We start from the raw sequence: 25,706 nt of genomic DNA on the forward strand, positions 1-25,706 counted from the left end.
TGCCGGGATTTGGAAGGGGGCTTGCGCCGATCAGAGCAGGAAAAGCGTCACCGCCGGCACCGCCACCAGAAGCGCCACGCGCGCCATGTCGGCGGCCACGAACCACAGGACCGCGCCATAGGTCGCCGAGATCGGCACCGTGCGGTCCAGAGCCTGGATGACAAAGAGGTTCATCCCCACCGGCGGCGTGATCAGCCCCACCTCGACCACGATCAGGACAAGGATGCCGAACCAGATCGCCACATGATCGGGCGCAAGGCCGAAGTCGAGGCCCATGACCAGCGGAAAGAAGATCGGGATCGTCAGCAGGATCATCGACAGGCTGTCCATCAGGCAGCCCAGCACGAGGTAGAGCAGCAAGATCAGCCCCAGCACCGCCCAGGGCCCCAGCCCCGAGGCCGCGACCAGCGAAGACAGCTCCTGGGGCACCTGCGCACGCGCCAGGAAGCTGTTGTAGAGCGCCGCGCCCAGCAGGATGAAGAAGATCATCGCCGAGGTCCGCGCCGTCTCGAGCAGCGCCGCGCCCAGCCGGGCAAGCGTGATCCCGCCGCCGGCAAGGGCGATGACGAAAGCGCCGGCCGCGCCGACGGCGGCGCCCTCGACCGGGGTGAACCAGCCGCCATAGATCCCGCCCACGACCAGCGCGAAAAGCCCCGCCACCGGCCAGATGCGGACCAGCGCAAGAAGCCGCGCGCGCCAGGGCAGCGCCGGGGTGGGCTGACCCTCATCGGGGTGGGCACGGACATAGAGCGCCACCGCCCCGGCATAGAAGAGCGCCGCCAGAAGCCCCGGCACCATGGCCGCCAGGAACAACTGAGCGATGTTCTGCTGGGTCAGGATCGCATAGACGACCAGAACGACCGAAGGCGGGATCAGCACACCCAGCGTGCCGCCCGCCGCCAGCGTCGCCGCCGCGAAGCCGCCCGAATGGCCGGCGCGGCGCAATTCGGGCAGCGCCACCTGCCCCATCGTCGCCGCCGTGGCCAGCGACGAGCCGCAGATCGCCCCGAAGCCCGCACAGGCACCGATGGCGGCCATCGCCATGCCGCCGCGCCGATGCCCGATCACCGCACGCGCCGCGGCAAAGAGCGCCGCACTCATCCCCCCCAGCGCGGCCAGGTTCCCCATCAGCAGGAACATCGGGATCGCCGCGAGGTTATACGAGGCAAAGGTCGAGAAGCTCTGGCTCTTGAGCATGGCCAGCACCGTGGCCGGCCCGCCGGTCAGCACCATCAGCCCACCCGCGCCCACCGCCAGCATCGCCAGCCCGATCGGCGCGCGCAGGAAGATCAGCACCAGAAGGAGCGGAAAGGACACAAAGCCCAGCGTCAGATCGCTCATGCCGGCTCCTCGCGCGGGGCAAGTGCCGAAAGCGCGGCCACGAGCGCCGCCCCCCAGGCCCCGGCCAGCGCCAGCGCATAGCCCCACCAGACCGGAATGCGCAGAAGAAAGGTGGTTTCGCCGCTGTCCATCTGTGCCAGCATCCCCGCCCCCAGCCGCCAGGCAATCATCGCCAGCGCCAGCGTCATCGCAATATCCCAAAGCCGGTCCAACGCGGCCAGTGCGCGCGCCGGCAGCCAATGGGTCAGCGCCTCGACGCGGGCATGTCCGGCGCTGGCCTGCGCCCAGGGCAGGAAGGCGAAGATGACAAAGCCCGCGCCCAGCTCGATCACCTCATAGGTGGCGCGGATCGGGCCGATCCCCGAGCCGCGGATCGCGGCCGCCCAGTCGGGCGCGGTCGCCGCCAGCCAGGGCGAAAGCCCGATCTTGGCCACGGCATTGCCCGCCACCGACAGGCAGACCAGCCCCACCCCGGCCAGAAGCCCCGCGCCACCCGCCAGGGCCAGCCCCTGCGCCAGGCGCGCACCCAGCCGGGCGGCGGATCGACGGGCGTCGTGCATCGTCCCTCTCAGCCGCCGTGGCGGGCGATGGCCGCGCGCACCCGCGCCAGCAGATCCGTGCCGTCGATGCCGGCCTCGGCCATCTCGGACAGCCAGCGCTCGATCACCGGGCCACCCGCGGCTTCCCAGCGCGCGGCCTCGGCGGCATCGAGCATGGTGATCTGGTTGCCCAAGTCCCGGGCCACCTCGCGCGCGGGGGCGTCCGCGCCCTGCTGGAGCGCGCCGGCCTGCGCCGAGAAGGCCGCGCCCGACTGCGCCTCGATCACCGCTTGCAGATCGGCGGGCAGGCGGTCGAAGGCGGTGCGGTTCATCGCCAGGATGAAGCTGGCCACATAGATCCCGCGGTCGGGGAATTCGGTGTGGTAATGCACCAGCTCCGGCGCCTTGATCGAGGAGGTGACCTCCCACGGCAGAAGCGCGCCGTCGATCACCCCGCGCGCCAGCGCCTCGGGGACGGCGGGCACGGGCATGCCCAGCGCCTGCGCGCCCATCCCCTCGAGCATCAGCGCCGTCGCGCGCGAGGGGGCGCGCAACCGCAGCCCGGCCATGTCCTCGAGCCGCGCGACGGGCCGCGCGACATGCAGCACGCCCGGCCCGTGCACCCAGGTTCCCAGAAGCTTCATCGCCCGGAATTCGGTTGCGGAAAGGTCGCTCTCGGCGATCTCCCACAAGGCGGCCGAGGCGCCGCGGGCATCGCGCACCTGGAAGGGCAGCTCGAAGGCCTCGATGCGGGGGAACCGCCCCGGCGTATAGCCCGGCAAGGTCCAGATGATGTCGACGATCCCGTCGGTGATCTGATCGATCAGCTCGGGAGGCTTGCCGCCCAGTTGCATCGAGGGAAAGCGCTGGATCCTGAGCCGGCCCTCGGAGGCAGTCTCGATCGCATCGGCCCAGGGGTCGAGGATCTGCGCCGGAACAAAGCTCTGTGCCGGCAGGAACTGATGCAGGCGCAGGACGTGCACATCGGCCGCGCGCAAGACCCCCGGCGCGGCCAGGGCCGCCGCGGCGCCCAGCGCCCCCAGCGTCAGGCGGCGGCGCCCCCGATCGACACCCCCGTCATGGCTCTGGCGATGAGACATGGTCTTCCCCCCCTTGCGGTCTTGGGCACGAGCGGCCGCCCGGATGCGGCGCCGGCCCGGTCCCGGACGGCGGGCACTATGACGACAGGGGGGCGGGACTGTCCAGCCCGCCCCCCGCATTCCGGTGCCCGATTCGGGCCGGCCGCGCGATCACGCTTTCAGGAGCATCCGCCCCAGCGGCCGGCCGGCCAGGATATGCAGGTGGTAATGCGGCACCTCCTGCACCCCGTCGCCGCCGGCGTTGGTGATGGCGCGGAAGCCCGCGCCGTCTTCGCCCGGCATCACCTTGAGCCGGGCGCAGACCTCGGCCACCAGACGGGTGAAGCCCAGGATCTCGGCGTCCGAGGCATCGCGCGCGAAATGGGCGGCATCGACATAGGCGCCCTTGGGAATGACCAGCACATGATGCGGGGCCTGCGGCTGGATATCGTTGAAGGCCAGGGCGTGCTCGTTCTCGGCCACCTTGTTGCAGGGGATCTCGCCGGTCAGGATTCGGGCAAAGATGTTGGTCGTGTCATAGGCATAGGGCATCGTCGGTCCTTTCGAGGATGGGCGATCAATCGACAAACAGATAATCTGTCTCGGCGATCTGACGGGCGGGATCGGCCTCGATCCCGAGGAAATTCATCAGCGCGCGCGCGTTCTCGGCAACGTCGGCACCCTGCCGCATCCGCGCCAGATGCGCAAAGCCTGCGTCAAGGATCCGGTCGGTTTCGAAGCGCATGTCGTAACGTATCGTGGGCAGGAGGCGGGCGATCACCTCAGGCGGGGTGCTCTCGCCGGCCAGACCGACCCGGCGGGCATGACCGACCAGATACTCCTCGGAGAAGTCGCATTCGACCTCGAGAATGCGGACCTCGGCCTTGTCGGCGGCGAAATCCTCGAGCAGCTCGAACGAACCGGGATCGAGACAGATCACCAGCCGTTCGGTCCCGCTCAGGTCGAACAGCATCCGCATCAGCGCCCGGCGGTGGCGGTGGCGCTTGTCCATGCGGGTCTGGATGCCGCCCAGATCGGGCAGCGGGCAGCTGTCCTCGTTGAACAGATATTCGACGCCGGGAATGCCGGTCACCTGGTGGATGCGCTCGACCAGCCGCTTGGCGACATGCCATTTCTTGCACACCACGATCAGCAATTCGCGCTCGCGGCCCAAGCTTGATTCGGTCTCCCAGAAGCGCGGCGCGAACCGCCGGCCGATCCGGCCCCGCCCGGTCAGGAAGGTGAAGAGGTTGCGCCCCTCGTTCGAGATCGGGAAATCCTCGGTGTCGGCGGCCCAGAGCGCGCCCAGCCGGTCCTTGAGCGCGCGCGCCTCGGGGCTGATCTTGCGGGCGAACAGGTAATCCTGGGCCAGCAGCAGGTCGTAATGATCGTTGTAGAAGGTCAGCGGCATCCCGTAGTCGGTGAACATCAGGAAGGTCAGCGTGCGCGCGCGGATCTCGACCTCGGGGACCAGATGGAAGACCAGCGTCTGGAAGAAGGTCTCGTCGGGGATCCAGGTGGTCGAGAAGAACCGGACGATGTCGCGGCGCTGGCGGATGAAGTCGAGAAGCTTCTCGACCGTCTCGCGGCGCAGGCACCACCACTGGCTGCCGATGCGCATCTCGATGTCGGCGGGCACGGCGCGCGTCAGGCCCAGCCGGCGCTGGACCTCGTAGCTGAAATAGAACAGGCCCTTGCGCTTGCGCTCGTTGAACCAGTGCCGATAGATCAGCCGCTCTTCCTTGAAGCCGGTCTTGATCCAGTCGGACTCGAAGAAGTCGAAGCTCTCGATGTAGTCGACGCTCTCGCGGTCCAGGAAGGCATGGGCAAAGCGCGCCGACTTGATCTGCATGCAATCGCCCGAAAGCATGTAGAAATGCGTGGCCGCGGGAAAGGCCTCGCAGGCGGCGCGCAGGGCGTTGAGGGTGGCCGCCACCAGCGACCATTCCCCCCAGCCGCAGCGGACACGCCGGCGCGCGAAGGTCACGCGCGGGTTCGGGTCCAGCGCGTCGCGGATGCGGCGGTAATCCTCGGGGCGGGCGCGGCGGTCGAAATGGATCGAGATGAAATCACCCGTCGCGGTCAGCCGTTCGGCCTGCGCGATGATCCCTTCGGGATCCTTGTGGCACAGCAGGATGAAGGCAATCCTGGCCATTCAACGCAGCCCGCGCGTGTCATGTTGCGGCATAACGGACACACCCTTCCTGAGACACGTTGAAAAGAAACGCCTTCTTTGCTTTCTAGGGGCTAGTATATCCCGAACGCGCGGGCAAGCGCAGCGGGCCGCACAAAGGACGACGAAGATGGGTTTTCCCGGCACATGGATGACGGAAAGCGAAAGCATGGTCTATCGCGTGGTGCCGAAATGCGCCTGCTCGACCATCGGCCAGATCATGTTCTATTCCGATCATGGCCGCTTTTACGACGGCGACATCCATGATTCGACCGCCGGGCTGCACAAATGGTCCCAGCCCGACAGCCAGAACCCCATCGAAAACAACGTCCATGCGCACAAGTCGCTGGCCTTCACCTGCGTGCGCAACCCCTATGCGCGCATCCTGTCGTCGTTCTTCGACAAGATCGCGGGCATCCAGCGCAACGGCAAGCGCTACCGCGGCAACCTGGTCCCGCAGCTGGTCCAGCGCTACGGGATCGAGGTCGGCAGCCCCGAAGACGGGTTCGAGTTCGACCAGATCAAGTCCTTCCGCCGATTCCTGCTGTTTGCGCGTGACACCATCCGCTGGCGCCGCCCGATGGAACCCGACATCCACTGGTCGGCCATGTCGGGGCATATCTCGACCTTCATCGTGAACGGCGGGCGCTATGACCAGATCTTCTTCACCGAGAAATTCAACGAGGGCATGCAGAAGGTTCTGGACGCGGTCGAGACGCCGGTGCCGGTCGATCTGTCCGCGATCCCGCGCTTCAACGAATCCGAAGGCCACGGCCCCAAGCGCGCCCACAAGGTCAGCGATTACTTCGACGACCTGTCGCGCCACCTGATCTGGGAGATCTACAAGAAGGACTTCCAGCTCTTCCGCTACGATTTCGACAACCCCGACAACAAGATGCCGCTGGGCGAGGTCGATATCGACGAAGTGCACGCGAAGCTGGGCCGCTGAGGCGCCGCCGCGCCACAGGGCGCGGGCCTCAGGCGTTCAGATCCTTGAGCAGACGACCATGCTTGCGCACCTCCTCGAGGACGGCGCCGAAGGTGGTCAGCCCGCGCGCCTTCAGCGCCGGCAACAGCTTGAGGAACGCATCCGCCGTCGCCAGCGTGTCGCCGATGGCGGTGTGGCGGGCCTCCTCGGGGATGGTGATGCCCAGCCGATGCGTCAGCGCATCGAGCGAATGGCTCTCGGACTGGCCGAAGACCACCGCCGACAGCAGCACCGTGTCCAGCACCGGATTGTCGAAGACCTTGCCGATCCCGGCCTCGTGGCGGCGCAGGAATTCCATGTCGAAGGGCGCGTTATGCGCCACCAGCACCGCGCCTTCGGCGAATTTGTGAAAGCGCCGGCCCACTTCGGCAATGTCGGGCGCGTCGGCCACCATCGCCTCGGTGATGCCGTGGACCTCGGTCGCGCCGGGCGGAATGGGCCGGCCCGGATTGACCAGCGTGTCAAAGACCTCGGTCTCGACGCGGCGGCCGTTGACGATGCGCACCGCGGCGATCTGGACGATCTCGTCCCCGTCCGAAGGCAAAAGGCCCGTCGTCTCGGTGTCGAAGACGACATAGGTCAGATCCTCGAGCCGCGAGGCCACCACCTCGGCGGTCGGCGCCTTGGACAACAGTTCGAAATCATAGACCACCGCGCGCGGCACTGCGGGCGGACGCGCGGTATCGCGGCGCGCCTCGCGCAGCGGCAGGCAGATGCGCGGCGCGGGACCGCCCTCGGGCCAGCATTCGGTGGCATGGACCGACAGCACGCGATGGCCGGTCACATCGGCCATGCCCACCTCGAGCGGCGCGGCCAGCCAGCGTTCCAGATCGGCCAGCGCGACCGGAGCCCCCCGCCAGCCGATCGAGATCAGCGCGCCCGCCCCGTCGGCCTCGACGCGCAGGGTGAAGCCGTCGCGCCCGCCTTCCTCGGCGCGCAGGATCAGCGCCGCGATCAGCGCCACGATCTCGAAGCCGTCGCAGCGCAGGATCAGATCCTCGGTCTCGGCCTCGACGCGCAGCTCGACCGCCGCCAGCCGCGCCTGCACCGCCGCGCTCAGGTCGGCGGCGCGGATCAGCGACAGCGGCCACCAATCGGCGCGGGTGGCGTCATGGCGTTCGGACATGTCCTTGATGGCCGTGCCCAGCGCCGCAGCCTCGGTGCGCATGGCGGTGCACATCCCCTCGGGCAGAAGGCCGCCGGGCAGCGTGTCGCCGGTTTCCGCCACCACCCCGATCAGGCTTTGCAGATTGGCCGCCGGATGGCGCAGCCGTTCGAAGAATTCGTCCATCAGGCGTTCGCGCGCGGCATGGGCGGCCAGATCGCCGGTCACGTCGCGCAGGGTCAGCACATAGCCCGGCGCGCCCGCCCCCGGCGTCTGCGACGGGCACAAAAGCCGCATCCGCGCCGCCAGAACCCGCCCCGAATCCGTGGTGGCGCACAGAAGGTCGGTCGCCACATCCGGATCCGCGGTGGCGATCAGGCGCGAATAGGCGTGCCGGATCGGCGCCTCGTGCAGGTAATCGAAGACGCGCCGGTCAAGCCCGGGCGCATGGGCGGCATCGAAATGCCCCAGCAGGTCCACCGCCTGCCCGTTGTAGAACACCAGCTTGTGGCGCGGCGTGCACAGAAGCACCCCCACCGGCACATCGGCCAGCAGCGTCTCGAGCCAGTCCTTCTCGCCGGCCAGACGGGTGGTCTCGCGCGCGACGGCCTCGGCCAGGGCGTTGCGGGTCTGCGACAGGTTTTCCGTCACCGCGGCCGCGGCCGGGGCCAGATCGCCCAGATACCGCGCCGGGGCATGGTCGATCTCGGAGCCGACATCGGCATGCGCACGCGCGCGCATCCCCCCCGCCAGCCGCTCGATCGGGCGTGCGACGTTTTCGTCGAAGAGATACCAGACCCAGGTGATCAGGCCGATGATGGCAAAGCCTGCCGTGGCCCCGCCGATGATGAAGCCGTTGAGAACCGACGGATCGCCCAGCCGGTGATAGCCGAAATAGAGCCCCGCCCCCAGCGCCGCGACATTGCCTGCCGCGAGCGCCGCGAAGAACAGGAAGACGCGCAGCCGCAGGCTGAGGCGGGCGATCACGGGGCGGCCCCGCCGTCGGGCGCCAGCGCCGGCGCATCAAGGATACGGTGCACCTCGGCGCGCAATTCGCCCAGCTCGAAGGGTTTCGAGATGAACCCGTCCGCGCCCAGCGCCAGACCCTTGCGCCGCTCCATCGCCGAGCCGCGCGCGGTCATCATCAGGATGCGCACATCCGCCAGCGCCGGATCCATGCGCACGTCCTGGCAGATCTCATAGCCCGAGACGCCGGGCAGCATCACGTCCAGCAACACCAGATCGGGGCGCGTGGCACGGATGCGGTCGACGGCGCCGGCGCCGGTGTCCAGCCGGGCATGGTCATAGCCCTCGCGGCTGAGCAGATAATCCAGCGCGATGGCGATGTTGTCCTCGTCCTCGACGACAAGGACACGCGGTTTCCGGCCTGCCTCACCCATTCTCACCCCCTGTCACACGCAGCGCGCAGCATCGGGTCGCCGTCTGGCAGCGGGCGCCATTGCGCGCCGCCCTTGAGGTTCCCCTCGCGGTCGATGCCGCCCCCCCCGATCAGGTCGGCGCGCGCAGAGGCGGCACAGTCAAAGGCGGTGGGCACGGCCTGCATGGATTGCCAGCGCCCGATCAGCAGCACCTTGGCCAGCGCGATATCGGGGGCGGCGGCCAGACGCTCGACCCGGTCGCGGTCGATGGCCATGAAGCGCGTGGTGATCGGCGCGAGATAGGTCCAGGGCCGCCAGGGCGCGCTTTCCTCGACCGGGTTGAACACCACAAGGCTTTCGGGAAGGGCGGCGCGCAGGCGCGGATACCACGAATATTCCGACCAGATCGTCGACACCAGCATCGACACGCCGACCGCGGCCGGCATGATCCACTTGGGCAGGCGCATCCCCATCCGGCGCGCCACATGCCCGAAGGCGAAGATCACACAGAACGCCAGCGCGCCCGATGCAAGCATGGTGATGAGATCATTGGTCATTCTTCGTGGTCCTTCAACTCAGCGGGCCCTTGCCGTGACCGGCCGAGCTTTGCATCGTGCGCACCACGACGAAGGCATCGCGCAGGTGGCTGCGCTCGAAATCCGACAGGTCCGAGGGCGCAAGGTAATTGTCCGGCTTGCGCCCCGAGCGCACCAGATGCGCCTGGTTCTCGAGCCGCATGGTGGCGATCAGGTCATAGGCCTCGATCAGGTCGCGCGCCCCCGAGGCCGAGATGATGCCCGCATCCTCGGCGCCTTGCAGGCGGGCGCGGGTGTTGACTTCGGGCAGGCGCCCCTGAAGCGCATAGATGCGCGCCAGATCGGTGACCGGCACGACGCCGTTATGCTTGAGGTCGATATGGTTGCGGTGCTCGCCCGAGCGGATGGTGGCAAAGCCCCGGATCAGCCCCAGCGGCGGCGTATGCTTGAGGCTGTTGGACACCATATGCGCCACGAAGATCGAATTCTTGGCGGCGCTCTCGAGCGTCTCGGCCTGAAGGTCGTGATAGAGGCTGGCAGTGCCACCGATCGGGCGCAGGTCGAACATCACCGAGGCCAGCATCTGCGCCTCGGGGCTGGGCTTGGCGATCCAGCCGCGGAAATGCTCGCGCCAGACGGATTGGCGCGCCCGCCAGCGCGGCGCCGTCGCCATCATGTCGCCGGGGCAATAGACATAGCCGCAGGCGTCGAGCCCGTCGCAGACGAAACGCGCCATCGCCTCGAACCAGGCCATGTCCGCCTCGGTGGCGCGGTCGTCGATGATCAGGCAATTGTCCTGATCGGACACGCCGGTCTGTTCCTGCCGGCCCTGGCTGCCGCAGGCCGCCCAGACAAAGGGCACGGGTGCGGCCCCCAGTTCGGCCTCGGCCATGGCGATCAGGCGGCGCGTCACCGTATCGGCGATATCGGTGATGAGCCGCGTCACCACCTCGTGGGACAGATGCCCCGCGACCAGTTGCACCAGAAGCTGCGGAATGCGCGCCGTGACCGAGGCCATCTCGGCCACGCTGGTGGCCAGGGCCACATCGCGGATCAGCACCGCCGAGGACACCGCCATGAAGCGCGTCAGGTCGGTCTGGGTGATCATGCCGACGAAGCGGCCGTGATCGACGATGGGAAGATGCCCGATCCGGCGTTCCAGCATGATATGCAGGATGTCCGAGCCCAGCGCATTGGGCGGCAGCGCGATCGGATCGGCGGTCATCACCTGGCCCACGGGGGTCAGCGGATCGCGCCCCTCGGCCAGGATCTTGTTGGACAGGTCGCGCTGGGTGATGATGCCCAGGAGACGCGCGCCGCCCTCCATGGGCTCGGTCACCCCCAGCGAGGAGGCATGCGCCTCGCGCATCATCCGCGCGGCCTCGGCCACGGTGTCGGCGGGCGAACAGGACAGCGGCGCCCGCGCGACCAGATCGGCCACCTTCTGCGTGGTCAGATCCGACCCGCCGGGCCGCGCCTCGGCCGGGCGCGAGCGGTTGAAGAAGCGCTGGAACTGGGGATACGCCTCGGTCAGGCGGGTGAATTCGGCCTTGGGCAGCATCAGCACGACGCTGTCGTCGCGGGCGCGCGCCGTGGTGGCGGCTATCCCGTCGCGCATCAGCCCGCGTTCGCCAAAGGTGTTGCGGGGCGACAGAAGCGAGACCATGGCGCCGTTGCGGTCGGTGATCTCGACGCCGCCGGCCTTGATCAGGAAGATGCCGCCCAGGGGCTCGTCGATCTCGTAGATCAGATCGCCCGGCGCATAGAGCCTGGGCATCATCGCCTGGGCCACGCGGGTCAGCTCGTCACGCGGCAGGCTGTCATAGGGATGCACGGATTCCAGAAACACCTGGATCGCCGGAACCGAGGTCTCCATGTCGCACTCTCCCCCCAGAACGCCTTGCAACGCGCGCAAACACCGCGGAAACACTCTGGCCGATGACGGGCGCCAGACCCCGGCCCGCAGCTTCGGGCGATGACGGGCGGGCGACAACTCGCCCGGCCCGGATCTTGCCACCGCCCGCAGGGGACGGAAAGCGCCGGACCCGAAAAGGCCCGGCGCAAAGGGTCAGCCTCAGTGGCCGGTGGCCGAGCCCGCACCGCGCGGGATGCGGATCGATTCCACCAGCTCCTGAACCTCGACCGGCGGTTCCTTGGTCGCCGAGGAGACCGCGAAGGCCACCGCGAAGTTGACCAGCGCGCCGATCGCCCCGAACGAGGTCGACTTGATCGACAGCAGCAGCGGGTCGGCATCCGAGAAGGACGCGGTGCCGGCGATGAAGAACCAGCCCTTGTGCAGGAAGATGTAGATGATCGTCACGACCAGACCGGCAACCATGCCCGCAACCGCGCCGACATTGTTGATGCGCTTCGAGAAGATGCCCATCATCAGCGCCGGGAAGATCGAGGCCGCCGCCAGGCCGAAGGCCAGGGCCACCGTCTGGGCCGCAAAGCCCGGCGGGTTCAGACCCAGATAGGTGGCCACGGCGATCGCCACCGCCATCGCGATCCGGGCGGCCAGAAGTTCGCCCTTCTCCGAGATGTTGGGGTTGAGCTGCCCCTTGATGAGGTCGTGCGACACCGCCGAGGAAATGGCCATCAAGAGGCCCGCCGCCGTCGAGAGCGCCGCCGCAAGACCGCCCGCAGCGATCAGTGCAATGACCCAGCCCGGCAGGTTGGCGATTTCCGGGTTGGCCAGAACCATGATGTCACGGTTCACGGTCAGCTCGTTCTCGTCCTCGCTGGCGGTGTAGTTGATCAGGCCGTCGCCGTTCTTGTCCTCGAACTTCAGCAGGCCGGTCTTTTCCCAGTTCGCCACCCAGTCGGGACGGGCGTCATAGGCGATCGGGGCCTCGGTCGTGCCGTTCGGATAGACGGTCGAGATCAGGTTCATGCGGGCCATCGCCCCCACCGCCGGAGCGGTCAGGTAGAGCAGCGCAATGAAGACCAGCGCCCAGCCGGCCGACGACCGCGCATCGGCCACCTTCGGCACGGTGAAGAAGCGCACGATGACATGCGGCAGACCCGCGGTGCCGATCATCAGCGACACGGTGAACAGGAACATGTTCAGCGTGGTGTCATGCTGTTCGGTATAGGTCTTGAACCCCAGATCCTTGAGCATGCCCTCGAGCGTGGTCAGCAGCGGCTGGCCGGTCGAGGTGGCATCCGAGAACAGGCCCAGACCCGGGATCGGGTTGCCGGTCAGTTGCAGCGAGATGAAGACCGCCGGGATCGTGTAGGCGATGATCAGCACGACATATTGCGCCACCTGGGTGTAGGTGATGCCCTTCATGCCGCCCAGAACCGCATAGAGGAACACGATCGCCGCGCCGATATAAAGACCGGTGGCCACGTCCACCTCGAGGAAGCGCGAGAAGGCGACGCCCACGCCGGTCATCTGGCCGATCACATAGGTGATCGAGGCGACGATCAGGCAGACAACGGCCACCATGCGCGCGGAGCTCGAATAGAAGCGGTCACCGATGAATTCCGGCACGGTGAACTTGCCGAACTTGCGCAGATAGGGCGCCAGCAGCATCGCCAGCAGCACATAGCCGCCGGTCCAGCCCATCAGATAGGCCGAGGTGTCATAGCCCCCGAAGGAGATGATCCCCGCCATCGAGATGAACGAGGCCGCCGACATCCAGTCGGCCCCGGTGGCCATGCCGTTCATGACCGGGTTGACGCCGCGGCCGGCGGCGTAGAATTCCGCGGTCGAGCCCGCGCGGGCCCAGATCGCGATGCCGATGTAGAGCGCGAAGGTCGCGCCCACCACCAGCAGGTTGAGCGTAAACTGATCCATTCCTCTTCCCCTCCCTTATTCGTCGACGCCGTGCTCGCGGTCGAGCTTGTTCATGCGCGCCGCGTAGGTGAAGATCAGGACCAGGAACACGAGGATCGACCCTTGCTGGGCGAACCAGAAGCCCAGGTCGGTCCCCCCGATCTCGATGCCTTTCAGCATCGGCCGGAACAGGATGCCCATGCCGAAGGATGCGATGAACCAGATGACCAGGAAGACCCGGATCATCGAGACATTCGCCTTCCAATAGGCATTGGACGAAGATTTGTCCGCCATTGACGTTACTCCCTTTGGTTTCCTCCAGAGACCGGTTGCGGGCGTCGGGCGCCCGCACCAGCCTTCCCCCTTCAATGTGCCGAAAGCGCCGAGACGAGCTGCCCCAGAGCCCCTGCAACCTCCTCGATCGACGCCATGGCATCGACCCGTTGCAGCACACCCATGCTTTCGTAATGGGCGATCAGCGGTGCCGTCTGGTCGTGATAGGCCTTGAGCCTCTCGCGCGCCGTCTCGGCATTGTCGTCGGCCCGGCGCTTGAACTCCGTGCCGCCGCATTTGTCGCAGACCCCCTCCTGCCGGGTCTGCTTGAACTGGTCGTGATAGCCCTCGCCGCAGCGGCCGCAGGTAAAGCGGCCGGCGACGCGGGCGATCATGGCCTCGTCGTCCACCTCGAGGCTGATCGCGGCGCCGACGCATTGACCGGCCGCAGCCAGCATGTCGTCAAGCGCCGCCGCCTGCCCCGCGGTGCGCGGAAAGCCGTCGAGGATCACCCCCGCGGCCACGTCGGGCTGGGCCATGCGATCGGACAGAATCGCCAGCACGATCTCGTCGGAGACAAGGCCGCCGGCCTCCATCACCGATTTCGCCGCCAGGCCCGCGGGCGTGCCCGCGGCCACCGCCGCGCGCAGCATGTCGCCCGTGGACAGCTGGACCAGGCCGTGGCCCTCCTCCAGCCGCCGCGCCTGGGTGCCCTTGCCCGCGCCCGGAGGCCCGAGCAGGATCACCACGGGCGCGCCGGTGCCGGCATCGACGCAGGTGTCGGTCTGTTCCCCCACGATCTCAGCCCCGGTTCATCCGGTTGTCGATCAGGTTCTGGACCACCGACGGATCGGCCAGCGTGGTGATGTCGCCCAGCGAGCCAAAGTCGTTCTCGGCGATCTTGCGCAGGATGCGGCGCATGATCTTGCCCGAGCGCGTCTTGGGCAGGCCCGGCGCCCATTGGATGAGGTCGGGCGTGGCGATCGGGCCGATCTCGGTGCGGACCCATTTCACCAGCTCCTTGCGCAGCTCGTCGCTGGGCTCGACGTCGTTCATCAAGGTGACATAGGCGTAGATGCCCTGCCCCTTGAGGTCGTGCGGATAGCCCACGACCGCCGCTTCGGCGACCTTCTGGTGGGCGACCAGCGCGCTTTCGACTTCGGCGGTGCCCATGCGGTGCCCCGAGACGTTGATGACGTCATCGACGCGGCCGGTGATCCAGTAATAGCCGTCCTCGTCGCGGCGGCAACCGTCGCCGGTGAAGTAATAGCCCTTGTATTGCTGGAAATAGGTCTCCTGGAAGCGCTCGTGGTCGCCCCAGACAGTGCGCATCTGTCCCGGCCAGCTGTCGGCGATGCAGAGCACGCCCTCGGCCTCGGTCTCGCCGATGCGGCGGCCCGTGGTCGGGTCAAGAACCACCGGCTTCACCCCGAAGAACGGCGTCGTGGCCGAGCCGGGCTTGGTCGCCGTGGCGCCGGGCAGCGGCGTCAGCATGTGGCCGCCGGTCTCGGTCTGCCAGAAGGTGTCGACGATGGGGCATTTGCCCTTGCCGACGTGCTTGTCATACCAGACCCAGGCTTCGGGGTTGATGGGTTCGCCCACCGAACCCAGCACCTTGAGGCTGGACAGGTCGTATTTCTCGACCCATTCCGGCCCCTGCCCCATCAGCGCGCGGATCGCGGTGGGCGCGGTGTAGAACTGGTTGACCTTGTGCTTTTCGCACACCGCCCAGAACCGGCCCGGATCGGGATAGGTCGGCACGCCCTCGAACATGACGGTGGTGGCGCCATTGGCCAGCGGACCATAGACGATGTAGCTGTGGCCGGTGACCCAGCCCACGTCCGCGGTGCACCAGAACACGTCGCCGTCGTGATAGTCGAAGGTGTATTGATGCGTCATCGCGGCATAGACGAGATAGCCGCCCGAGGTATGCACGACGCCCTTCGGCTTGCCGGTCGAGCCCGAGGTATAGAGGATGAACAGCGGGTCTTCGGCGTTCATCGGGCGCGGCGGGCATTCGGGGCTGGCGTGCTCCATCTGCGCCAGCAGGTCCACGTCACGGCCCTGGATCCAGTGGATCTGGTCGCCGGTGTGCTTGACCACAAGGCAGCGCACGCGGTCCGAGCAGTGCAGAAGTGCCGCATCGGTGTTCGACTTCAGCGGCGTGCGGCGACCACCGCGCGGGGCGGTGTCGGCGGTGATGACCAGCTTGGCGCCGCAATCGTTGATCCGGTTGGCCAGCGCATCGGGCGAGAAGCCGGCGAAGACGATCGAATGGATGGCGCCGATGCGCGCGCAGGCCAGCATGGCATAGGCGGCCTCGGGGATCATCGGCAGATAGATCACGACGCGGTCGCCGCGCATCACGCCCTGGCTGAGCAGGACGTTGGCCATGCGGTTCACCTTCTCGTGCAGCTGACGATAGGTGATGTGCTGGGCCGGGGTTTCGGGATCATCGGGTTCGAAGATGATCGCGGTCTGATCGCCGCGGGTCGCCAGGTGACGGTCGACGCAGTTATAGGCCACGTTCAGGACGCCGTCCTCGAACCACTTGATCGACACCTGGCCAAAGGTGAAGTCGGTGTTCTTGACGCGGGTATAGGGCTTGATCCAGTCCAGACGCTTGCCCTCACGGCCCCAGAACGCATCGGGGTCGCTGATCGATTCATTGTACATCTCGCGGTATTTGGCGATGTCGCAATGGGCCTTCTCGAACCCTGCCGGCACCGGCTTGAGCTTCGGATGGTCCTCGATCTGTTCCATGGTTGCCGTCATGGCGTCCTCCCTTGAGTGCAGCGGGCCTCGAGACCCCGCCAGGCCGCCCAGACCGGCAGCCGAAATATTTTCCACCTTAACTGTAAACCGGTTTCCCTTTTTAACGTAAGCCCCTTTGTGAATTGAATTTTTTTGTAAATTCATTCACACGAATGTGGCTGTATTTGTAAATTGTTAGCGCATTGACAAGGAATTTTGACCGCGTTTCAAGATCTTGCCTGTTGACGCGCACAATGCGAACGGCCCGCTCCCGCAAAGGCGGGAACGGGCCGTGCTGATCTGTCGCCATGACGGGAAAGGGTCAGCGATTCGGATCGGGCGGGCGGGTCTGGTGCCGGTCATCCCTGGCAAAGACCGTGGCCACATCGGGCAGGAAGATCGCCTCGGGCGCGCGCAGACCCTGGGCACGCAGGACGCGCCGGGCCTCGGGGCGGGCGCCGGTGATATAGAGCTGCCCGCCGCGGCGCGCCATCTTGCGGGCCAGCGCATGCAGCATCCGCGCCCCGCTGGTGTCGACGAAAGGCACGTCGGTCAGATCGACGACAAAGCCGCGCGGCCGGCTGGCGATCCGCTCGAGCGCCACCCCCAGCCGGGCCGCCGCTCCGAAGAAGATCACCCCCCGCAACCGATAGATGACGATATCGCGGGCGCGCGCATCCTCGTCCTGGGCGGCAACGGCGGCGGCGGGCACCTCCTCGGCCTCGAGCGCAACCGCCTCGGACATCCGCCGGATGAAGACCAGCCCGCCCAGCGCGAACCCCACCACGATCCCTTCGGACAGATCGCGCAGCACCACGACGGCAAAGGTCACCGCCAGCACCAGCGCCTCGGCCCGCGAGGCCCGCACAAGCGCCGCGATTTCCTCGCGCTCGATCATGTTCCACGCCACGATCGCCAGAAGCCCGGCCAGCGCCGGCAGCGGGATATAGGCGGCAAGCGGCGCCGCCACCACCATGAAGCCCAGCACGAACAGCGCATGCAGCATCCCCGACACCGGCCCGCGCGAGCCCGCCCGCACATTGGTCGCGGTGCGCGCGATGGTGCCGGTCACGCAAAAGCCACCCACCAGCGCCGCGCCCATGTTGGCAATGCCCTGCCCCACCAGCTCGGCGTTCGAGCGGTGCTGGGTGCCGGCCATGCCATCGGCGACCATGGCCGACAGAAGCGATTCGATCGCCCCCAGCAGGGTGAAGCTGGCCGCCCAGGGCAGCGCCGCCCAGATCAGGTCGGGGGAAAGATCCGGCAGCGCCGGCACCGGCAGCGAGCGCGGCAATTCCCCGAAGCGCGACCCGATCGTCTCGACCGGAAGGCCGGTCATGGCCACCACGACCGCGGCTGTCACGATCCCCAGCAGCAGGCTGGGCAGGCGCGGGGCATAGCGCTTGGTCAGCTCGATCACCGCGATCGTGCCCAGCGCCACGGCCAGCGCGGCCAGGCTGAAGCTGTCGCGCGCGTCCCAGAGCGCGGGCAGCTTCTCCAGCAGCGGTCCGGGTTCGGGGCCCGTCAGCTGCAGGCCCAGCAGATCCTTGATCTGACTGGAAAAGATGATGACGCCGATCCCCGCGGTGAAGCCCAGCGTAACCGGAAAGGGGATGAAGCGGATATAGCTGCCCAGCCGCGCCAGCCCCAGCCCCATCAGCATCAGCCCCGACAGGAAGGTGGCCAGCACCAGCCCCGCCACCCCGATCTGGGTCACGCAGGCCGCCACCAGAACGATGAAGGCCCCCGCCGGCCCGCCGATCTGATAGCGCGAACCGCCGAAGGCCGAGACGAGAAAGCCGCCGACAATGGCGGTATAGAGCCCGCGCTCGGGCCCCACCCCCGAGGCGATGGCGATCGCCGTCGACAGCGGCAACGCCACGATGGCCACCGTCAACCCGGCAATCACATCGGCGCGGAAGGCGCCCAGATCATAGCCTTCGGTCAGGGTGGTCAGCGTCTTGGGCAAAAGGTCGCTGCCCCCGCCGTCGGGGGCCTCGGGCTTGGTGGTCATCGGTCATGTCCCTGGAATCTGCGCACATGAACGACCCCCGTCCCCGACTTGTCAAGGGCACCCCGCCCCGCACATGGCGGGATGCCCCGAAACACATGGCGGACAGCTCAGTTCAGATTGTCCATCCGCAGCTTGACCTGCACCGTCCCGCGCGCGGCGGTGGACCATTTGACATGCACTTCGCGGTTGTCGGTGCCCTGTTCGACCAGGACATAGGGCATTTCGGACACCCGCCCGCCCGAGGCATTGAGGATCGCGCCCTCGGCCACCAGCCCCTCGACATTGCGCGCCCAGCCATTGAGCGGCAACAGCGGCTCGGCATCCACCACCCAGGTCGCGGCCGCGCTGGACTGGGTGAATTCCACCGTCGCGGGGTTCGACACGAACTGGGTGACACCGGAATAATTGTTCCCCTCGACCACGATGTTGCGCATCCGGGTATAGTTGAAATCGGCGAAGGTCGTGTCGACCGTGTCGATGCGGTCGATGGTGCAGGCAAAGGTCCGGAAGGCATTGTTCGAGATGGTCAGCCCGTGGATGAAATGGCCGGTGCCATAGGGCTTGAAGACGAACCAGGCAAAGGACGACAGCGCGCTCGAGGCGACGAAGGTATTGCCCGTCACCGTCAGCCCGCCAAAGGAATATTGCACCCCCAGATCGGGGTCGGGGGCATATTCGTTGGTCCATTCCAGGCTGGCGTTGTCGATGTAATTCGCGGTCACGGTGGTCTGCACGTTGGGCGTGGTCAGCACCAGACCGGGGCCGCGCACGCCGGCGGTCTCGTCGTCGCCCTGAAACCAGTGATTGCCGGTGAACATGTGCCCGGTGCCGGCGGCAATGCAGGTCAGCCCGAAACGCACGAACCGGCTTTCGCGGATCTTCAGATCGTTGGCGTTGACGTTCACCGCGACCGTGGTGCGGTCCTGCACCCGCGTTTCGGTCTCGTTCGACATGAAATGGCAGCGGTCGATCGACAGCCCCTGACAGCCCCGCCCGATCGAGGTCACGCCGCGGTCGCGCGGTTTCATCATCCAGCAGTCGCGCATCTGGAAGATCTCGCCCGCGGGGGGCAGCAGGATGCCGCTGGCCCGGCCGTTCAGAAGGAACTCGATATCGGCAAAGTTGAAGCGGTCCAGCCGCGCCATCCCCGAGAAGTCGAACAGATAGCGGTCGCGGGTGAAGCTGTAGCTGCGCGTCCCCGACCCGCCGTAAAGCGGCTGCGACAGCGTCACCGTGCCCGCGCCCACATTGACCGCGCGCACATAGACCTCGCGGCCGACGCCCGCCCCGCTGACCCGCGCACCGACGGGAATGTTGGCGACATTGGCCACCCCGGTCAGGACCGTGGGCTGGCTGACCGCATAGCTGGCCACCGACGTGACGGTGCTGCTGGCCCAGGCGGTGCTGTCGGTCACGTTGAACTGGCCGTTGCAGACCACGCGGCGGTTCGAGAAGCTGGAGATATCGGGCAGAAGATCGCTCAGCACGATGGGCGCGTCGATGTGCACCTGGCGCCCGCCCAGATCCAGAACGTTGTGGTCGGTGTAATAGAACAGCGCCTGGAAGGCCTTGCGAAAGCCCTCGACCTCGTCGCCGAAGGCCGCGGCATAGGTGGGAAAGTCATAGTTCGACAGCAGGAGCAGACGCGCCGCCACCGGCATGACCAGATGCCCGACAAAGCGCACCGGCGCCGACAGCGACAGATTCGCGCCGATCCGATAGGTGCCCTCGGGGACCAGGATCGCGCGGCCGTCGGCATCGGCATCGGCGGCCACGAAGGCGGCGTGATCGTCGCTGAGCCCGTCGCCCCGCGCGCCATAGTCACGCACATCGACCCAATCCATCAGGTCGCGCAGATAGGCCTCGGTGATGTCCTCGATCACGATATCCTCGATGCGCACCACACCGCCGCTGGCGCCGATCAGGTCCAGCCCGAAATGCCCGTAGATCGGCGTCAGCCCCCAGGGCATGTCGACGCCGCCGCGCCCGCCGGTGCCGACGATGGCCGAGATCTCGGCCACGGCGCCATAGCCCGAAAGCGCCGTGGCCGGGCCGGTTTCGGTCAGGCCGCTGACATGCACATCGCCCGCACCGCCGGCCCAGCCCGCCACCCGCACCGACGGCAGGTTGCCCGTCATCGCCTTCACCCGCGCGCGGATACGCAGATAGCAGCCGGGCAGGATCGGGGTCTGGCCCATGTAGCGCAGCTTCTGCACGACGTCGGTCTTCTGCATCTCGAGGCAGGTGCCGAAATCCTGGTCCCCGGTCACGATGGCCGCATTGGCCGCGCCCTGATAGGTGGCCGATCCTGTGGTGCCGTCCTCGCTCGACCAGACATCGAGCCCCGCGCCAAACGCCGTGGGCATGAAGACCAGCCCGTCCGTGATCGCCTTGTTCATCCGTCAACCCCTTCGCCAGTTCCGGGCCGCCCAGCCTGGCCTGCCCGGAACACACAGCCTCGGGGCGCGCGTGCGGCGCGGTTGCGCCTTGGGCTCGGGCTGGGGGCCGCCGGACCCATGCATCCGGCGCAACGATTGCTAGGGTGAAATGCTGAAGAAGGTCTCAGACCAGCGTGCGCTGCCCGCCGCGGACCGGGCACGCACCCGGCCCATGGTCTGTGTGTGGGGGGGGGCGGGCAGGATCGCACCGGCAGGTCGGCTGCCGCGCGAGAGGCGCGACGCGCCCCGCTGCGGGGGCCGGCTTTGGACCGGGGGTTCCCGGCAGCATGGCCCCTTGGCGCAAAGGCTGCGTAGGGTCCAGCGCACTGCGACCCGGCGCGGGCCAGGCCGGGTCAGCCGATCACTCGGTCGGGAAATCCGCGATCAGGGATTGCAGGGCCGCGCGGGTAGCCTCGCTCTGGGCCAGCAATTCACGACCTTGCGTGATCGGGCCCGGAAGCGGGGTCAGCGGACTGTCCGCCACGGGCGGCGACACGTTGCCCGACGGGGTCAGCGCCACCAGCTGATCGTCAGAGGCAATGTCCTCAAGCGCGCTCCAATCCCCCGAGCGCCAGCCCTGAAGCGCCGCTTCGCGCTGATCGCCCGCGGCAGAGAAGGCTGCACGCGCCGCCAGGTGATCGCCCTTCATGGCGAAGGCCTCGGCCCGCATGCGCGCCGCATCTTCGCCCGTCAGACCCAGCAATTGGTTGAGCGCGCGATCGGGCGCGCGGTTTGCAAGCTCGACACGCGCCTGAAGAAAGCGGGCAGCCTCGCTGCGGGGGCGGACCGTATCGGCATAGCTGCGCGCCAGCTCGGGCAGGCCCAGATCCAGCATGCGCGTCACCAACGCCTGATGCACCGGCCAGTCGACCCGCGTGTCGGCATATTGCGATTGATGCAAAAGCGCCTGTTCCAGGAACACGCGGTCATCCGGCACCTCGGCCAGGAGGCCGAACAGGTCGCGGCGGGTCTTCGCGCGCATCTCCTCGGCCTTGCGCGGGATCGTCTCGAGCGTGTCGAAGGCGCGGCCCATCTGCCCCGTGGCCGCCGTGGCAAGCGCCAGCGCACGTGCCAGTTCCGGCCCGTCTTCGGACTTGCGATGCTCGAAGGCCAGCGCGGCGACATATTCCACCGTGGCCTCATCGGGGGCGCGCCCCTCGCCGACCATGGTCTCGATCATCAGGACGGTGGCTTCGGGGGCGGCCGGGCCATCTTCGGACAGAATCGGCGCAAGCGACTTCTCGGCCTCGAGCGGCTCACCCTCGGCGATGCTGATCCGGGCCTCGACCATATCAAGCGCGGCACCATGATCGCCCGGCGCCCGTGCGATGGCATCGCGGATTTCCGACGCGGCCTTCGGGCGCTCGACCTCGATCATCCGTCGCGCGAGATCCGGCCCCAGGATACGCCGGATCGGCAACGGCAGCGCCGAGAAGCTGCGCAGGACGGCGGCGGTTTCAACGGTCGAATTGCGCCCAAGATCCTCGTTTGCCAGCACGGCCCACATGGCCGCGGCGGTGTCACAGGACGCCATCTCGCGCACGCGATTTCCGGGCGGCACCGGCTTGCCCTCGAAGATCGCCTCCATCGCCTTGAAGGCGTCATCCTCGGCGGTCTCGAGGCCGAACGCCTCGCGCACGGCGCGCGCCTCGGTGCCGAAGCCGACCGACAGATAAAGCCTTTGCAGACCCAGGATCTGATCGGGATCGGGGCGATCGAACTCGCCGACAAGGGCGCGCTGACGGTCGCCCAATTGCTGATCGAACGGACGATCCTCAAGCCAGCCCGACAGGTTGAACGCCTGATCGGGATAGCAGCCCTGGGTGATGTTGTTGAGCGCCTCCGTCACGGTGGAAAAGCCCGCGTCACGGTCGAAAACCGTTTCCGCCCGCAGCGGCAGCCCCGTCTCGGCATGCACGGCCTGGGCCTGCTCGGGCGGCGGGTCGGTGTCGGAGGGCGCGGCCGCCTCCTGCGGTTCGGTCTCGACGTTTTCATCATTCACGAACATCCGGTCGGGCCGGCGTTCGAGGGTCACGATCCCCTGACTTGCCGCCCGGCTGAGTTGCATCAGCAAGGCCTGTTCGGCCTCGCGGACGCGCGCATTGCCAACCCCTTCAGCGGCCTGCGCCGCCGAGGGTTCGATGGCGCGGGCGGCCACCTGGCCTGCGGCGCGCGTCTCTTCTGTCGGGCGCGGAACCGGCGCGTCGCGCTGCATCGTCTTGCGCCAGTAGAAATCGGTCAGCGGGTCGAGCCCGCCCAGCGGACGCTCTGCCGGCACGATTCGGATCGGCGGAATTTGCGCCACCGACGGGCGCGGGCGCGGGACGGGCGCGGGCACAGGCACTGCGGCCTCGACGCGCTGCTCGAAAGGCGAGCCGGCCGGGGCAGCCCCGGATTTGATATCCAGAACGACCAATCCGGGCCGAAGCTCGAACGCATCGGCATGGGTGTCATCGGCGACCGACACCGCCAAGGTGCCCGCTGCCCCCGGCGCGACCTCGACGATGCGGGTCCGGGGGATCAGCCGAAACACCCCGCCGGTATCGAAGGACACGTCGGCGCGATCAAAGGCCAGCCGGTAGCCGCCATCGGTGCGGCGCAGGGTCCAGGGCGTCGGCCTGTCCAGCTGGAAGACCAGCCGCGAAAACGTATCGTGCTCGCCCGAACGCACGGCGACGGTCTCGGCCGAGGCCGGGACCGCAAGAGCCAGCGCAAGGGTCAGCGCAATCCGGATCATGCCGCCTCCTGTTTGACCGCCTTGAGAGCTTCCTCGAGCTCGGAGAAGCTGGGCCGGATGTGGTGCGGCGTGTTCTGGCGCCCCACCTCGATGCAGATATTGGTCGCGTGGTTGTGCAGGTTGGCGACCAGCACCTCGCGGATGAGCTTGTAGAAATGACTGTCTTCCTCGACCACGGCCTTGACCTTGACCGCGAAGGGCCCGACGAAGCCATAGGCTAGGAACACGCCCAGGAAGGTGCCCACGAGCGCGCCACCGATCATCTTTCCCAGGATCTCGGGCGGCTGGTCGATGGAAGCCATGGTCTTGATCACGCCCAGCACGGCGGCCACGATCCCCAGCGCGGGCAGACCGTCCGCCATCGACTGGAGCGCATGGCTCGAATGCAGCGAATGATGCAGGTTGGCCTCGAGCTGCTTTTCCAGCACCTCTTCCACCTGATGGGGGTCGTCATAGTTCATCGAGGCAGCCCGCATCGTATCGCAGATCAGGTCCACCGCGGAATGATCGGCCATGATCTTGGGATATTTGCCGAAGATCGTGGAATTCTCGGGGTCTTCGATATGCTCCTCGATGGCGACGGGGTTCTGGCGCGCCAGGCGGATCAGCTCGAACAGAAGGCACAGCAGGTCGCGGTAATCGTCGGGCTTCCATTTCGGGCCCTTGAACACCTTGCCCACGTCCTTGAGCGTGTGCTTGACCGTCGCGCCGTCGTTCGAGAGCACGAAGGCCCCCGCCGCGGCGCCGCCGATCATCATCAGCTCGAACGGGAGCGCCTTGATGATGATGCCCAGCTTCCCACCGGCTGCGATATAGCCGCCGAAAACCATCGCAAAGATGATGACGATGCCGATGATACCGATCATGTTCCTACCTCGTCTGCTCGCTCCGAGGATGGACCGGCAGGGTTAACAAAGCATCTGCGGCGGTAAGGTTTACCGCTCAGTTTTTCGGAGCATTCGCATTACGTCCCGCCATCAGGACACTGATCGCATAGCCGTTCTGCGGAGAAACCTTCGACAGGATCGCAGCGGCGGCATCCGGCCGCATGCGCGACAGGAACCCGGCGGCGAATTCGGGCGCCATTTCTTCAAACAGCTGCGCCGCTTCCTTGGGTTTCATGTTCTCGTAGAGCGTGACCAGCCGGTCCACGTCCTTCTCGGCGGCCTTGTCGGCCATCTGGATGGTGGCGGCCAGGTTCTGCTCAGCCTCGACCAGCGAGGCGATTCGCTCCTCGACCTGGGTCTCGGCCAGCTTGATCGACTGGGCCCGGTCCTGAAGCTCGGCCTCGCGCGCGTCGAGCTTCTTCTCACGTGCGCGCAGCGCCTCGAGCAGCGCCTGCGTGCCCGGATCATCACAGCTTGCCGCGGCTTCGTCATGCGCGCCGGGCTCGGAGGCAAGCGCGAAGGCCTTGCTGACCCCGTCGCCCAGACGAATCAGCCCGGAACTGCCCATCAGCACGACAATAACCCAGATCACGCCGCGGGCAGGTTTGCGCCCCCCCGCGCGAGGGGCTTCAGACTTGGGGGGCGGTGCGGCCGACGCCTTGGCGTTCCGGGCCGCGGGGGCCTCCCGCGTGGCGCGCAGCTTGCTCATTCCGCAGCCTCCATGCTGTCATGCCCCTCGTGGCGGGCGCGACGGCGCACGACGCGCGGACGGCGGGCGCCATCCTCGGGGCCCGGGCTTTCGGGAAGATCGTGCAGCGAAGCCAGCAGCAGCTCCAGCCGCTCGGTCGCCTTCTCGGCACGATCGGTCAGCGCCTGGAGCGTGGCCGCCGAAGAGGCCGAGGTGCTCTGCGCCTTCTGAAGCGCCTTGGTCATGTCGTCGACCTGCGCCGACAGCACGGCGATCGCACCGCCCATGCCGTTTTCAAGCTGATTGAACCGTTTGAGCCGCTTGGCCAGAACGATGCAATAGACGGCCGCGCCCAGGGCGCCGGCACCGAGTAGAATATCCGAAATGAGTTCCATTCTGGCCTCCTGTCAATTGATGACGAATTCCGTCACCAGAAGATCGCGGACCCGGCCTTCACCGGTCACGATCTGCACACGGCGCAAGAGCTGCGCGCGCAGTTTGATCAGCGCGTTCCGCGCCTCGAGTTCATCCACGTCCACCGCCTGGAGGTAGCCGTTGATCACGTCCAGGACGCGCGGCAGGATCCGGGCGACCTCGGCCTCGTGGGGGCCGGCCACTTCCAGCTGGGCGTTGAACCGCAGGTGCCGGCCACCGTTTCCGCCGAGCGCCACGACCAGCGGCTCGAGCGGCACGAAAGCGATATCCGGCAGCGGTTCGACGGGAACCGCGTCCTCTGCCTCGGCATGAGCGGCGTCTTCGCCCTGTCCGAGAATCATCCCCGAATAGACGGCGAAAAAGCCGCCGCCGCCGAGGCCCAGCATCAGCACAACCCCCAGAATCAACGGGAGTTTCGACTTCTTCTCGGGAGCGGCTTCGCCCTCTGCGTTCTCTTCGGCCATGACAACCCCGCGTTCTTTCACTCAGGCCGATATAAACCTGATCTCACTAACCGATTGTTAAGGGCGATCTGGGAAGCATGGCTCCATAACCAGGG

21 protein-coding genes are annotated in these 25,706 nt (G+C 67.3%); 1 reads left to right on the forward strand and 20 read right to left on the reverse strand.

The features are described from left to right. Positions 1 to 30 precede the first annotated feature (30 nt). From BW949_RS03705 to BW949_RS03725, 5 genes are all read right to left on the reverse strand, one after another. Positions 31 to 1,341: a TRAP transporter large permease gene (locus BW949_RS03705; RefSeq protein WP_076363529.1), complete on the reverse strand. Its 1,311-nt coding sequence runs from the start codon at positions 1,339 to 1,341 to the stop codon at positions 31 to 33. Next, the gene (locus tag BW949_RS03710) at positions 1,338 to 1,901 is read right to left on the reverse strand and encodes a TRAP transporter small permease (RefSeq protein ID WP_076363530.1); all 564 of its coding nucleotides are present in this window, start codon (positions 1,899 to 1,901) and stop codon (positions 1,338 to 1,340) included. Before BW949_RS03710 ends, BW949_RS03705 begins: the two co-directional genes overlap by 4 nt. An 8-nt stretch (positions 1,902 to 1,909) precedes the next feature. Next, positions 1,910 to 2,980, reverse strand: a complete 1,071-nt coding sequence (locus tag BW949_RS03715) for a TRAP transporter substrate-binding protein (RefSeq protein WP_076363531.1) — start codon at positions 2,978 to 2,980, stop codon at positions 1,910 to 1,912. Positions 2,981 to 3,130: 150 nt separating this feature from the next. Then, a complete protein-coding gene (locus tag BW949_RS03720) occupies positions 3,131 to 3,511 on the reverse strand; it encodes an HIT domain-containing protein (protein ID WP_076363532.1) in 381 nt (126 codons plus the stop codon). 25 nt (positions 3,512 to 3,536) lie between these two features. Further along, entirely contained in the window at positions 3,537 to 5,114 is a 1,578-nt protein-coding gene (locus tag BW949_RS03725) for a DUF5928 domain-containing protein (protein ID WP_076363533.1), read from the reverse strand. A 148-nt stretch (positions 5,115 to 5,262) separates the two neighbouring features. On the opposite strand from BW949_RS03725, the gene BW949_RS03730 reads away from it, so the two are divergent. Beyond that, the gene (locus BW949_RS03730; RefSeq protein ID WP_076363534.1) at positions 5,263 to 6,081 is read left to right on the forward strand and encodes a sulfotransferase family protein; all 819 of its coding nucleotides are present in this window, start codon (positions 5,263 to 5,265) and stop codon (positions 6,079 to 6,081) included. 28 nt (positions 6,082 to 6,109) lie between these two features. On the opposite strand, the gene BW949_RS03735 is transcribed toward BW949_RS03730, so the two are convergent. From BW949_RS03735 to BW949_RS03805, 15 genes are all read right to left on the reverse strand, one after another. Next, positions 6,110 to 8,212, reverse strand: coding sequence for a 3'-5' exonuclease (locus BW949_RS03735; protein ID WP_076363535.1), 2,103 nt, complete (start codon positions 8,210 to 8,212; stop codon positions 6,110 to 6,112). After that, positions 8,209 to 8,625 carry a response regulator transcription factor gene (locus BW949_RS03740; protein WP_076363536.1) on the reverse strand — a complete coding sequence of 139 codons (417 nt, stop codon included), beginning with the start codon at positions 8,623 to 8,625 and terminating at the stop codon, positions 8,209 to 8,211. The genes BW949_RS03735 and BW949_RS03740 overlap by 4 nt, the downstream gene beginning before the upstream one ends. Positions 8,626 to 8,627: 2 nt before the next feature. After that, positions 8,628 to 9,161 carry a hypothetical protein gene (locus tag BW949_RS03745; protein ID WP_076363537.1) on the reverse strand — a complete coding sequence of 178 codons (534 nt, stop codon included), beginning with the start codon at positions 9,159 to 9,161 and terminating at the stop codon, positions 8,628 to 8,630. A 13-nt stretch (positions 9,162 to 9,174) separates the two neighbouring features. After that, positions 9,175 to 11,016: a DUF294 nucleotidyltransferase-like domain-containing protein gene (locus tag BW949_RS03750; protein ID WP_076363538.1), complete on the reverse strand. Its 1,842-nt coding sequence runs from the start codon at positions 11,014 to 11,016 to the stop codon at positions 9,175 to 9,177. A 198-nt stretch (positions 11,017 to 11,214) separates the two neighbouring features. After that, positions 11,215 to 12,942 carry a sodium:solute symporter family protein gene (locus BW949_RS03755; RefSeq protein WP_076363539.1) on the reverse strand — a complete coding sequence of 576 codons (1,728 nt, stop codon included), beginning with the start codon at positions 12,940 to 12,942 and terminating at the stop codon, positions 11,215 to 11,217. 15 nt (positions 12,943 to 12,957) lie between these two features. Beyond that, a complete protein-coding gene (locus BW949_RS03760) occupies positions 12,958 to 13,215 on the reverse strand; it encodes a DUF4212 domain-containing protein (RefSeq protein ID WP_076363540.1) in 258 nt (85 codons plus the stop codon). Between the two features lie 71 nt (positions 13,216 to 13,286). Then, complete coding sequence (locus tag BW949_RS03765) at positions 13,287 to 13,994, reverse strand: adenylate kinase (protein ID WP_407947235.1); 708 nt, start codon at positions 13,992 to 13,994, stop codon at positions 13,287 to 13,289. A gap of 1 nt (position 13,995) precedes the next feature. Then, complete coding sequence (gene acs, locus BW949_RS03770) at positions 13,996 to 15,957, reverse strand: acetate--CoA ligase (protein WP_076363542.1); 1,962 nt, start codon at positions 15,955 to 15,957, stop codon at positions 13,996 to 13,998. 313 nt (positions 15,958 to 16,270) lie between these two features. Then, positions 16,271 to 17,962, reverse strand: coding sequence for a SulP family inorganic anion transporter (locus BW949_RS03775; protein WP_076363543.1), 1,692 nt, complete (start codon positions 17,960 to 17,962; stop codon positions 16,271 to 16,273). A gap of 107 nt (positions 17,963 to 18,069) precedes the next feature. Beyond that, positions 18,070 to 20,361, reverse strand: coding sequence for a glycosyl hydrolase family 28-related protein (locus tag BW949_RS03780; RefSeq protein WP_076363544.1), 2,292 nt, complete (start codon positions 20,359 to 20,361; stop codon positions 18,070 to 18,072). 400 nt (positions 20,362 to 20,761) lie between these two features. Beyond that, positions 20,762 to 23,137, reverse strand: a complete 2,376-nt coding sequence (locus tag BW949_RS03785) for a hypothetical protein (RefSeq protein ID WP_076363545.1) — start codon at positions 23,135 to 23,137, stop codon at positions 20,762 to 20,764. Further along, entirely contained in the window at positions 23,134 to 24,003 is an 870-nt protein-coding gene (gene motA / locus BW949_RS03790) for a flagellar motor stator protein MotA (RefSeq protein WP_076363546.1), read from the reverse strand. The genes BW949_RS03785 and motA overlap by 4 nt, the downstream gene beginning before the upstream one ends. Positions 24,004 to 24,079: 76 nt before the next feature. After that, positions 24,080 to 24,733, reverse strand: coding sequence for a MotE family protein (locus BW949_RS03795; protein WP_076363547.1), 654 nt, complete (start codon positions 24,731 to 24,733; stop codon positions 24,080 to 24,082). Beyond that, a complete protein-coding gene (locus BW949_RS03800) occupies positions 24,730 to 25,107 on the reverse strand; it encodes a phage tail length tape measure family protein (RefSeq protein WP_076363548.1) in 378 nt (125 codons plus the stop codon). Before BW949_RS03800 ends, BW949_RS03795 begins: the two co-directional genes overlap by 4 nt. A 12-nt stretch (positions 25,108 to 25,119) precedes the next feature. Then, positions 25,120 to 25,611 carry a flagellar basal body-associated FliL family protein gene (locus BW949_RS03805; RefSeq protein WP_076363549.1) on the reverse strand — a complete coding sequence of 164 codons (492 nt, stop codon included), beginning with the start codon at positions 25,609 to 25,611 and terminating at the stop codon, positions 25,120 to 25,122. Positions 25,612 to 25,706: the final 95 nt, after the last annotated feature.

It is taken from the genome of Phaeovulum vinaykumarii (assembly GCF_900156695.1).
Lineage (GTDB): Bacteria > Pseudomonadota > Alphaproteobacteria > Rhodobacterales > Rhodobacteraceae > Bieblia_A > Bieblia_A vinaykumarii.

What these genes read in the sequence shown, in the direction of transcription:
- BW949_RS03705 (WP_076363529.1), bottom strand. Translation starts at nt 1,341, where the DNA reads ATGAGCGATCTGACGCTGGGCTTTGTGTCCTTTCCGCTCCTTCTGGTG.
- BW949_RS03710 (WP_076363530.1), bottom strand. Translation starts at nt 1,901, where the DNA reads ATGCACGACGCCCGTCGATCCGCCGCCCGGCTGGGTGCGCGCCTGGCG.
- BW949_RS03715 (WP_076363531.1), bottom strand. Translation starts at nt 2,980, where the DNA reads ATGTCTCATCGCCAGAGCCATGACGGGGGTGTCGATCGGGGGCGCCGC.
- BW949_RS03720 (WP_076363532.1), bottom strand. Translation starts at nt 3,511, where the DNA reads ATGCCCTATGCCTATGACACGACCAACATCTTTGCCCGAATCCTGACC.
- BW949_RS03725 (WP_076363533.1), bottom strand. Translation starts at nt 5,114, where the DNA reads ATGGCCAGGATTGCCTTCATCCTGCTGTGCCACAAGGATCCCGAAGGG.
- BW949_RS03730 (WP_076363534.1), top strand. Translation starts at nt 5,263, where the DNA reads ATGGGTTTTCCCGGCACATGGATGACGGAAAGCGAAAGCATGGTCTAT.
- BW949_RS03740 (WP_076363536.1), bottom strand. Translation starts at nt 8,625, where the DNA reads ATGGGTGAGGCAGGCCGGAAACCGCGTGTCCTTGTCGTCGAGGACGAG.
- BW949_RS03745 (WP_076363537.1), bottom strand. Translation starts at nt 9,161, where the DNA reads ATGACCAATGATCTCATCACCATGCTTGCATCGGGCGCGCTGGCGTTC.
- BW949_RS03750 (WP_076363538.1), bottom strand. Translation starts at nt 11,016, where the DNA reads ATGGAGACCTCGGTTCCGGCGATCCAGGTGTTTCTGGAATCCGTGCAT.
- BW949_RS03755 (WP_076363539.1), bottom strand. Translation starts at nt 12,942, where the DNA reads ATGGATCAGTTTACGCTCAACCTGCTGGTGGTGGGCGCGACCTTCGCG.
- BW949_RS03760 (WP_076363540.1), bottom strand. Translation starts at nt 13,215, where the DNA reads ATGGCGGACAAATCTTCGTCCAATGCCTATTGGAAGGCGAATGTCTCG.
- acs (WP_076363542.1), bottom strand. Translation starts at nt 15,957, where the DNA reads ATGGAACAGATCGAGGACCATCCGAAGCTCAAGCCGGTGCCGGCAGGG.
- BW949_RS03775 (WP_076363543.1), bottom strand. Translation starts at nt 17,962, where the DNA reads ATGACCACCAAGCCCGAGGCCCCCGACGGCGGGGGCAGCGACCTTTTG.
- BW949_RS03780 (WP_076363544.1), bottom strand. Translation starts at nt 20,361, where the DNA reads ATGAACAAGGCGATCACGGACGGGCTGGTCTTCATGCCCACGGCGTTT.
- BW949_RS03785 (WP_076363545.1), bottom strand. Translation starts at nt 23,137, where the DNA reads ATGATCCGGATTGCGCTGACCCTTGCGCTGGCTCTTGCGGTCCCGGCC.
- motA (WP_076363546.1), bottom strand. Translation starts at nt 24,003, where the DNA reads ATGATCGGTATCATCGGCATCGTCATCATCTTTGCGATGGTTTTCGGC.
- BW949_RS03795 (WP_076363547.1), bottom strand. Translation starts at nt 24,733, where the DNA reads ATGAGCAAGCTGCGCGCCACGCGGGAGGCCCCCGCGGCCCGGAACGCC.
- BW949_RS03800 (WP_076363548.1), bottom strand. Translation starts at nt 25,107, where the DNA reads ATGGAACTCATTTCGGATATTCTACTCGGTGCCGGCGCCCTGGGCGCG.
- BW949_RS03805 (WP_076363549.1), bottom strand. Translation starts at nt 25,611, where the DNA reads ATGGCCGAAGAGAACGCAGAGGGCGAAGCCGCTCCCGAGAAGAAGTCG.